General features: G+C 40.7%; 9 protein-coding genes. 2 read left to right on the top strand and 7 right to left on the bottom strand.

Going from position 1 to position 8,409, the window contains the following annotated elements:
* Positions 1–71 precede the first annotated feature (71 nt).
* Complete coding sequence (locus BLS64_RS09380) at positions 72–1,547, top strand: exonuclease domain-containing protein (RefSeq protein WP_093113253.1); 1,476 nt, start codon at positions 72–74, stop codon at positions 1,545–1,547.
* A 144-nt stretch (positions 1,548–1,691) separates the two neighbouring features.
* Here BLS64_RS09380 and BLS64_RS09385 read toward each other — a convergent pair whose 3' ends face one another.
* The 6 genes from BLS64_RS09385 to mnmE form a co-directional block, all read right to left on the bottom strand.
* Entirely contained in the window at positions 1,692–2,096 is a 405-nt protein-coding gene (locus BLS64_RS09385) for a hypothetical protein (protein ID WP_093113254.1), read from the bottom strand.
* A gap of 28 nt (positions 2,097–2,124) precedes the next feature.
* A complete protein-coding gene (locus tag BLS64_RS09390) occupies positions 2,125–2,439 on the bottom strand; it encodes a helix-turn-helix transcriptional regulator (protein ID WP_143019297.1) in 315 nt (104 codons plus the stop codon).
* 206 nt (positions 2,440–2,645) lie between these two features.
* Positions 2,646–3,575: a hypothetical protein gene (locus tag BLS64_RS09395; protein ID WP_093113256.1), complete on the bottom strand. Its 930-nt coding sequence runs from the start codon at positions 3,573–3,575 to the stop codon at positions 2,646–2,648.
* On the bottom strand, positions 3,565–4,701 hold the full coding sequence (locus tag BLS64_RS09400) for a site-specific integrase (RefSeq protein WP_093113257.1): 1,137 nt from the start codon (positions 4,699–4,701) through the stop codon (positions 3,565–3,567). Before BLS64_RS09400 ends, BLS64_RS09395 begins: the two co-directional genes overlap by 11 nt.
* Before the next feature lie 14 nt (positions 4,702–4,715).
* Complete coding sequence (locus tag BLS64_RS09405; RefSeq protein WP_093113258.1) at positions 4,716–5,096, bottom strand: helix-turn-helix transcriptional regulator; 381 nt, start codon at positions 5,094–5,096, stop codon at positions 4,716–4,718.
* A 229-nt stretch (positions 5,097–5,325) separates the two neighbouring features.
* Positions 5,326–6,774 carry a tRNA uridine-5-carboxymethylaminomethyl(34) synthesis GTPase MnmE gene (gene mnmE, locus BLS64_RS09410; protein ID WP_093113259.1) on the bottom strand — a complete coding sequence of 483 codons (1,449 nt, stop codon included), beginning with the start codon at positions 6,772–6,774 and terminating at the stop codon, positions 5,326–5,328.
* Positions 6,775–7,683: 909 nt separating this feature from the next.
* On the opposite strand from mnmE, the gene BLS64_RS09415 reads away from it, so the two are divergent.
* Positions 7,684–8,022 carry a DUF4870 domain-containing protein gene (locus BLS64_RS09415; RefSeq protein WP_093113260.1) on the top strand — a complete coding sequence of 113 codons (339 nt, stop codon included), beginning with the start codon at positions 7,684–7,686 and terminating at the stop codon, positions 8,020–8,022.
* 124 nt (positions 8,023–8,146) lie between these two features.
* Here BLS64_RS09415 and BLS64_RS09420 read toward each other — a convergent pair.
* Positions 8,147–8,409 (bottom strand): integrase core domain-containing protein (locus BLS64_RS09420; protein ID WP_143019298.1); only part of this gene is annotated, 263 nt, incomplete at its 5' end.

An 8,409-nucleotide genomic window follows, 5' to 3' on the forward strand; every position in this document is an offset into this window, starting at 1 on the left:
TTTCCATTTAATTGGATTTTTTCCTACAATTTCATATAAATTTCTAAATTTACTGCCTAGGAAGTGGAGCTATGGAAAATCAGTTATTTGCGGTTATTGATGTGGAAACCACGGGCGGAGGTATAAACGGAAATCGTCTGACCGAGATCTGCATTGTGCTACTTCGAGGGCCGGTAATCATAGATAAATTTACGAGCCTCATCAATCCTGAAGAGGAGATCCCCCGTTACATCACCGCTCTTACCGGAATTGACAACTCTATGCTGGAAGATGCGCCGAAATTTCATGAGGTGGCGAAAAACATAGAGGAGCTTACCCGTGATGCCATTTTTGTGGCCCATAACGTGAATTTTGATTACAATGTGCTGCGGAATGAATTCCGGGAACTGGGGTTTGAATATACCCGTAAAAAGCTTTGTACCGTACGTCTTTCCCGAAAACTGATTCCTGGTTTATTTTCTTACAGCCTGGGAAGGTTGTGTGACTCCATCAACATTCCTATTATCAACCGGCACCGGGCCGAAGGGGATACAGACGCCACAGTGATCCTTTTTCAAAGGTTGCTGTCTCTGGATGATAATTTTAAGGTTATCAATTCTTTTCTGCACGCCCGCTCGCGTCAGGCTACCTTACCTCCGCATATTGAAGCAGAACAGATCAACGAGCTGCCTGCATCGCCAGGCATTTACCTGTTCAAAGACCGGCAGCATAAGGTGATCTACGCGGGCAAAGCCGTTGATATTAAAAAACGAGTGGTCTCTCATTTCTATGACCGCATGAGCAAAGAATACCAGCTGGGCCAGGAAACCTTCCACATCGATCATGAATCTACGGGCAACGAATTAATTGCCCTTCTTCTGGAGGCCGAATGCATCAGGAAATACTATCCCAAGTTCAACAGGGCGCAGAAACGGCCGGGTCCGGTGTACCAGCTTGTGAGTTATACCAATCAGCGTGGTATCCTGCAGCTGGCAATGGAAAAGACGAATAAGAACAGGGAAGCTGTCGGTATTTTTTACAGCCGCTATTTGGCCCAGGAAAAGCTGGAACAGCTGTGCAGGGAATTTAACCTATGTCCAAAGTATTGCAGTTTGCAATCAAATGTGGAGGAATGTTCACATTACAGCATTGTTAGCTGTGAAGGCATTTGTTCAGGAAAAGAGGAGGTGGAGGCTTACAATAAGAAAGTAAGGAAAGCCATAGCTTCTTTAACCGAAGAATCGTCGACCTTCGTTATAAGGGAGAAGGGGCGAAGCTTTAAAGAAGAAGCTTTTGTGCTGGTCAAGGAGGGTCAGTACCAGGGTTTCGGATTTATTGATGCCGAAACTCAAATAAGCAAATTAGAAGATTACGAAGTTTTTTTAAAGCGGCAAACTGCTACTTACCACACCAATAAGATCCTTAGTAATTACCTCCGGAAGCAGGGAGCACCTAAGCTGATCTTTTTTGACAACGAGTCTGGAACACCGCCGGATCGTCCGGTTGCCAGGGCAAAAAGGAATGCGGCGGTGATGGCCTCTCATGGTACACTGTCACTTTTCAATTAACAATTAATAGGATCTCAAATAGGTGGGGCCAGCCAATTTTTAAGAGGGTGGTAGCGTCGTTGAGAGATCAATTCGCCGTTGAAAACGTTGCTGCCGTTACAACCGGTTTTAGGGGCTACCTTCGTTTATTTAACTTCAATTTTCTCAAACCCAATCCGCTCCAAAATCATCATCAACTTTTTTAGGCTGACTTAACCTCGTTAGTAAACTTTCTGCTCTAATTTGTTGTACAATTTGTTCGGTGGCAGCACTTAAGTCTCCTTTTGTCACCGGTTTATCTTCATGCTTAGTAAAAAGAGATTTTATGCCATCGGCTGCAATAGTCCCTAAACCAGCCTCAGCAATACCGGTTAAGGTAATTTTCTTATCCTCTTTCTCTTTGTTAATATTTTCAACAATGTCTTTTTGAGATTGCATTGGTGTATTCAACTTCTTTTTTCTGTTATGTGAACCGACTCGACAACTGTCACTGCAAAAGCGTTGAACACCTCTTCTTTTCGGCTTATAGCTCTTTCCACAGTAATCACAATCGTATAAATATTTATCCATAAGCGTAAATTTTACGTATGATTAACGTTTAAATATGGTTTTTAATTAGATAGTCATTTGCCCTTTGTTGGATTTCCTCAGATGTGGTTTTTTTCCCATTCTTTAGCCAATCCATTATTTCTGATTTAAGGAAATAGAGTTTTCCTTTTTTGTGAAACGGTATTTTCTTTTTTTGGACCAGGCCGTAAATTGAAGTCTTTTTATAGCCGATCAATTCGCATAATTCATCAATAGTCAAATATTGATCTTCCTGCAATAATTCTTCCTCCCGGACATACTTCAGGAGCATCTTAGCAATTAGGTGTGCGTTTTCTTCAGTTACTTCATAAACTACTTTTCTCATATTCTTACTTATTTTAATATTTATTGTGGTACGAAGAACTGAAATATAGTCGCTGAGCTTCTTGGTTTTGCTGATCGCTTGAAAATTTGTTTGCAAGAGTAAGAGTTTGATCTTTAATGGTTAATGAGGTAAAGTAGAGGGGATAACCATTAAAAAAAGCAGCTATTTTTGTAGCTGCTTTAGGGAATACAATGAGGAATGTTCTTTTATTTTTTCGTTACCGCTTTTAATTTGTCTTTCAAAATTTGCTTTAATCTGGGTGTTTCATGCCTATTAAGTTTTGAAATAGCTCCTTCAATAACTTCCACTTTTTTCTTTGGTGTTTCCTCTTTCAAAAACCCATCATTAATTCTTCTATAGTTAGGAGGGTTTCCTGTTAAATCAGCAGAAGTATCTATTACATCCACTGTCAGGTGCAGTATTCGAAGAAATTCAGTTGTTGTCATTTCTGACCCTTGATTGATAAGTTCATGAAGAAGGTGAAGTATATAGAGCTTTTCAGCCTGCTCAAAAAGGTCTCCTGGTTTGACTTTTATTTTTTCTAATCTGTCCTTTTCAGTTCCATCTTCTTTTTCGGTATCCTTTTTCTTTATTTCTTTTATGGCTACTTCTTCCCAGCCCGGCTCTTCACCATATCCGGGAAACCGTTCCTTTTGCATTTTGTAAAACAACTCCGATTTCTCTGGGCTGTCATTTGGATCAAAATTCAACGTGTATTGATCGTAATTTTTGTTTAGAACATAAATGGTTTCTAAATAGGTTTTGGAGTTGGGGAAATTATTAGCAGCTAACGAATAACTTTCCAAAGTACCAAGCTCTATTGCACATTCTTTCAAAGCTAAATCACCATATTTCTCTTCTAAATCGGGGAAATCATAGTTAAAATAGCAAGTCAGGTGATCCGAATAATACTCCTTAAACCTGTTTTCAAATCTATTGTATAAGTCGGGGAAGCTGTGCTGAACTGAAGATCTTAGGTGATTTGCTTTTTCACGCAAGTTCTTCTCAATACCGTTTGCTACAGCGGTAAAATCTTTATTTCTTTCTTTGACTTTTATTACTTCGGAAATAACATCTGCATCTATTTCCTCTATATTCTTCTTAAAGGCATTCAGGTAAATATTTTTATAGTCCATCAAATTCCAGGTTTAGTTTCTTAGAAGCTTCAATTTTTTGTCGGTCCATCACCTTCCCATAGATTTGGGTTGTGGCAACGTTTTTATGTCCCAGCATTTTTGATAAGGTATAAATGTCAGTCCCTTTTGATAATTGTAATGTTGCGTATGTATGACGAAAATTATGGAATGATATTTTTTTATCTATCCCGGCTGCGCTTAACCATTCTTTCAAAGGCCTCGTAATTTTGGAGTACTTAATATTCTGAAAAACCTTTCCTTCAGTAGTGCCTTCCTTTACTAATAAAGCATAGGCGTTATCGGGAATAAAATGATTTTGGATATTACCTGTTTTTCTTTCCTTAAGCTTTATGTAATGACCTTGGGACCTGTCCTGGAAAACATTCTTCCATTCCAAATTTCTAATGTCTGAGAAGCGTAAACCAGTCATAACGGAAAAAAAGGCCATACGTTTTAACGAAGGTAAGGTGCAGGTAGCTTTCGAAAGCTTTTGCAATTCCTCTTCTGTAAGGTATTCTCGGTAGGTTTCCTCTTCTTTAATGTAAACGGCATCCTCTGCAAGGTTGGAAGCCAAAAGCTTCTTCTTATACGCTCTTTTTAGCACATTGGTGAAGTTCTTGTAATAAGCTGATGCTGTGTTTCGGGAAAGATCTTTTTTGCTATTGCGCAGGGTTTTGGCTGACAGCAAAAATGCCCGATATTTTTCGACATGATAGGATAGGAGTTGTTTAGTGTTCAAATTTTTCCCGATGTACTTTTCCCAGTACTCCAACGAAGATTTCCATGAATGATAATTTCCTTTACTTCCATTGTTGTAATATTCTTCAACAATATTGGCGAAGAAGTTATAGAAATTGGCGTCCAGGTCAATATGCTCCTTTAAGCCATACTCCTTATTTCGAATATCCATCAACCGCTTAGCTCGGATCTGTTCGGCCAATTGTATTTGTGTGGAGTTGTGCTCTCGCTCAAGCTCATTTTTAGGATTTTCGAAGATCTTGAGTTTTAGGAATTCTCTTCGAGTAGGTTTACCTGTCTTGGGATTGATGATTTGAGGATAGAAGTCAAGATAAAGGCTGAGTTTTCCATTAGCCAGTTTTTTACTTCTCAGTGTTACGTTTGCCATAATGATGGTATTTTCTAAGAAGTGAATAACTTATCAATTTCACTTCTGTGGATACGGGTGTTGCGCTCTGAAACCTTTGTAGCTTTAATTTTACCTTCTTTAATGAGTCTATATACAGTAGGTTTGGATAGGCTTAAAAGTTTTGACACTTCCTCTACAGTTAAAACACTCTTACCTTGAATAACATTTAAATTAGATTCTACTGGATGGGGTAACGTAGTGGTTTTGTCTTCAACAACTCCACTCTTCGCCTCTTTTAATTTTTTCTCTCGCAGTTTGGCCTTATAAGCTCTGCTGTTACAAATCTTGCTGCAATAACGAGTCTTCAGAGTTTTTGCAATGAACTCTTTTTGACAATATTGACAGACCTTTTCGACTCGGATATTGGTAGCCATATAAGGTTATATTTAAATATTTAAACTAATTTAAGTCTATTCAAGTATTCTTAGTTATCAAAAAGTCACCAAATAGAATTTCAATTTTTCCTCATAAAAAATGAGGTACAGTAAAGGTACAAATTCGACCTAAATTTAACTGATTTTTTCTAAAAATAAATTAGAGCAAAAAATAAAAGCCCTTTAAAATTAAGGGCTTTTGAGGTTTGAAATTTTTTTTTGAGTCAAATCATTTGCCAATACAAAAATTCGCAAAGATATTCCCCAGCAGGTCGTCGTTGGTGATCTCGCCGGTGATCTCTCCAAAGTAGTGGAGAGCCTCGCGAATGTCGATGGCCAAAAGGTCACCGGAAAGGTTGTTGTTCAAACCTTCCTGCACCTTGTTGATCTCTTCCAGAGCGCTGAGCAGCGCGTTGTAATGCCGGGTGTTGGTGACGATGGTGTTGTTGTTGCGCAGTTCGCCGGTGTTGAAAAATTGCAATAGTTTTTGCTGAAGGTCTTCGACGCCCTCTCCGCTTTTCGCGGAGATAGTATTGAGATCTGAGATATGAGATTTGAGATTTGCTCTGGCTTCACGACTTAATTTGTCAACCTTATTTGCCAGGATCACCAAAGGTTTCTGCGGGAACTGATTTCTGATCTTCTCGATCTCCAGTTTGACCTGATCGAGAGTGGGAGAGTTGCCGTCCTCTGAAGTAGAAGATCCTGAAACAAGTTCAGGATGACGGTCTGAAGTACTAAGGCGGGAGGCATCAAATAAATAAAGTACGACTTGAGCTTGAGAGATCTTCTCAAAGGTCCGTTTGATCCCGATGCTTTCCACCACATCTTCGGTTTCCCTGATCCCGGCGGTGTCGATGAACCTGAAACCTACGCCGCCAATGGAGATTTCATCTTCGATGGTGTCTCTCGTGGTCCCGGCGATCTCGGAAACTATGGCGCGCTCCTCGTTCAAAAGGGCATTTAAAAGGGTAGATTTTCCAACATTAGGTTCGCCCACGATAGCTACGGGAATTCCGTTTTTAAGGACATTACCCACCGCAAAGGAATCTATCAGTCTTTTCAGCACATGCTGAATACGGCTTACCAGGTCCTTAAACTGGTCGCGGTTGGCGAATTCCACGTCCTCTTCGGCGAAATCGAGTTCGAGTTCGATAAGAGAGGCGAAATTCAGCAGCTCCTGCCGCAGTTTCTGGATCTCGTTGGAGAAGCCGCCGCGCATCTGCTGCATGGCCATCTGGTGGCTGGCCTGGTTTTCCGAAGAGATAAGATCGGCCACGGCCTCTGCCTGACTCAGGTCCATTTTTCCGTTAAGGAAAGCCCGAAGGGTGAATTCCCCGGCTTCCGCAGAACGACAACCCTTCCTGATCAATAACTGAATGATCTCCTGCTGTATGTACGGACTCCCGTGGCAGGAGATCTCGATGGTGTTCTCACCCGTGTAGGATTTTGGTCCGTGGAAGACAGAAACCAGCACTTCATCAAGGATGCGCTCGCCGTCGATGATGTTGCCCAGGTGCAGCGTGTGGGAAGGCTGCTCCCGCAGGTCTTTCCTGCTCTTGGCCTTGAAGATTGGCGCAACCAGCTCAATGGCATCGGGGCCCGACACGCGTATCACGGCAATGGCACCCGCTCCCGAAGGGGTGGCAAGGGCTACGATGTTGTCGTTCAGTTTCATGCTGCAAAGGTAAGTCTCAATTGTCAATTAACAATGAGGCGAGGTTCGAAGTTAGAAGTTGGAAGTTGGAAAAGTTGTGAAGTTGTGAAGGTGTGGTGGACAGAGGACAAAGAACAATGATCATGGAGAACAAAGAGAATAGAAAAGAGAGAAAAGAAGATTTGAATAAGAAGTGAAGTGATCTGTCTTTTTAAAAACTTTTTCCGGCTCCTCCCGACACTTCGGGATAGGAGAGGGGTAAAACGGAAAAATGGATTTACCTGAATGTGATGATGTGACCTTGTGATGTTATGAAGGAGTAGTGGATAGAGGACAGTGGTAAATGAGCAATGAACAATGAACAATGAACGGAAAACGGGGAACAGATAAAATTCGTGGATTCGTGGCCAAGAAATCCCATGCTCCAAATTCCAAAGTAAGGGGGCAGCGGACAGAGGACAGAGGGCAGGACGGGCAATTATCAATTATTAATGATCAATGAACAGAGAGTAAACGGGATCAGGAAAACATCCGTGCATCCGTGGCAAATTAAAAAGTGATGAAGTGAAGGAGTGAACAGAGGACAGAAGACAGAGGGCAGTGGTCAATGAGCAATGAACGGAAAACGGGGAACAGATGAAAATTCGTGTATTCGTGGCAAATTAGAAAGTGATGGAGTGACGCAGTGATGCTGTCATGCAGTGACCTTGTGAAGAGTAATCTTTGGGGTGAGGCAATTTTGAATATTAAATCTTGAATCCTGAATTTTTTGTGTAACAAATGTATTTTCCATTCGTCTTATTAGTACCTTGCAAAACATATTACTCCTACGCCGAGGCTTCGGAGTACGGGTGATTTGAAAAATTTGAAAATTTGAGGATTTGAAGATTTTTCAAGGAACCACAAACCACAAACCACAAACAATAAAACATGAGAGAAGACAGACAATTATTAATGCTCACGCACCTGAGTCAGTTGCTGGACCTGGTAACCGGGATAGGCGGGTTTATCGTTCCTTTAGTGATCTGGCTTACGCAAAAAGATAAGATACTTGGTATGGACGCCCACGGGAAAATGATCCTTAACTTCCAGATAAGCCTGTTCATTTATTCCATAGTGGCCATTCCGCTGATCCTGCTGTTCGGACTGGGGATCTTTATCCTGATAGGGATAGCCATCATTGCCATAATTTTCCCGATCATCAATGCGATCAAGGTGAATAATGGGGAAATTCCTTCCTATCCGCTGACGATACAGATCTTGAAGTAAAATGTAGTGGACAGTGGATTGAGGGCAGTGGACAGTTTGAAGTTAGAGCTTAGAAGTTAGAGGTTGAAAAACTGTGGAGTCCTAAATAGGGTTGACCATTTTCGAAGTTGATTATGAATCCTATTTAATGGAAGTTTAAAGTTATTAATTCTTTTTTCTTTTTAATTTCATATTCTACCGGAGTAAAATGATTTATAGAGCTATGAGGTTTTTCATGGTTATACATATAGACAGCCTTACTTAATTTTCTATTTAGACTATTAAAATCAATGGGATTATAGCCTTTCAAGTAGCTATTTTTTATGGTCCCATTGATCCTTTCTGCATGTGGATTTTCATACACATTATCACACATACTATTTCGTAATAATCCTCTGGTAATGCTTA

It is taken from the genome of Salinimicrobium catena (genome assembly GCF_900102915.1).
Classification (GTDB): Bacteria; Bacteroidota; Bacteroidia; order Flavobacteriales; family Flavobacteriaceae; genus Salinimicrobium; species Salinimicrobium catena.

Excerpts from the sequence above, each read along its gene's own strand:
- BLS64_RS09380 (WP_093113253.1), top strand. The coding sequence starts at position 72 with ATGGAAAATCAGTTATTTGCGGTTATTGATGTGGAAACCACGGGCGGA.
- BLS64_RS09385 (WP_093113254.1), bottom strand. The coding sequence starts at position 2,096 with ATGGATAAATATTTATACGATTGTGATTACTGTGGAAAGAGCTATAAG.
- BLS64_RS09390 (WP_143019297.1), bottom strand. The coding sequence starts at position 2,439 with ATGAGAAAAGTAGTTTATGAAGTAACTGAAGAAAACGCACACCTAATT.
- BLS64_RS09395 (WP_093113256.1), bottom strand. The coding sequence starts at position 3,575 with ATGGACTATAAAAATATTTACCTGAATGCCTTTAAGAAGAATATAGAG.
- BLS64_RS09400 (WP_093113257.1), bottom strand. The coding sequence starts at position 4,701 with ATGGCAAACGTAACACTGAGAAGTAAAAAACTGGCTAATGGAAAACTC.
- BLS64_RS09405 (WP_093113258.1), bottom strand. The coding sequence starts at position 5,096 with ATGGCTACCAATATCCGAGTCGAAAAGGTCTGTCAATATTGTCAAAAA.
- mnmE (WP_093113259.1), bottom strand. The coding sequence starts at position 6,774 with ATGAAACTGAACGACAACATCGTAGCCCTTGCCACCCCTTCGGGAGCG.
- BLS64_RS09415 (WP_093113260.1), top strand. The coding sequence starts at position 7,684 with ATGAGAGAAGACAGACAATTATTAATGCTCACGCACCTGAGTCAGTTG.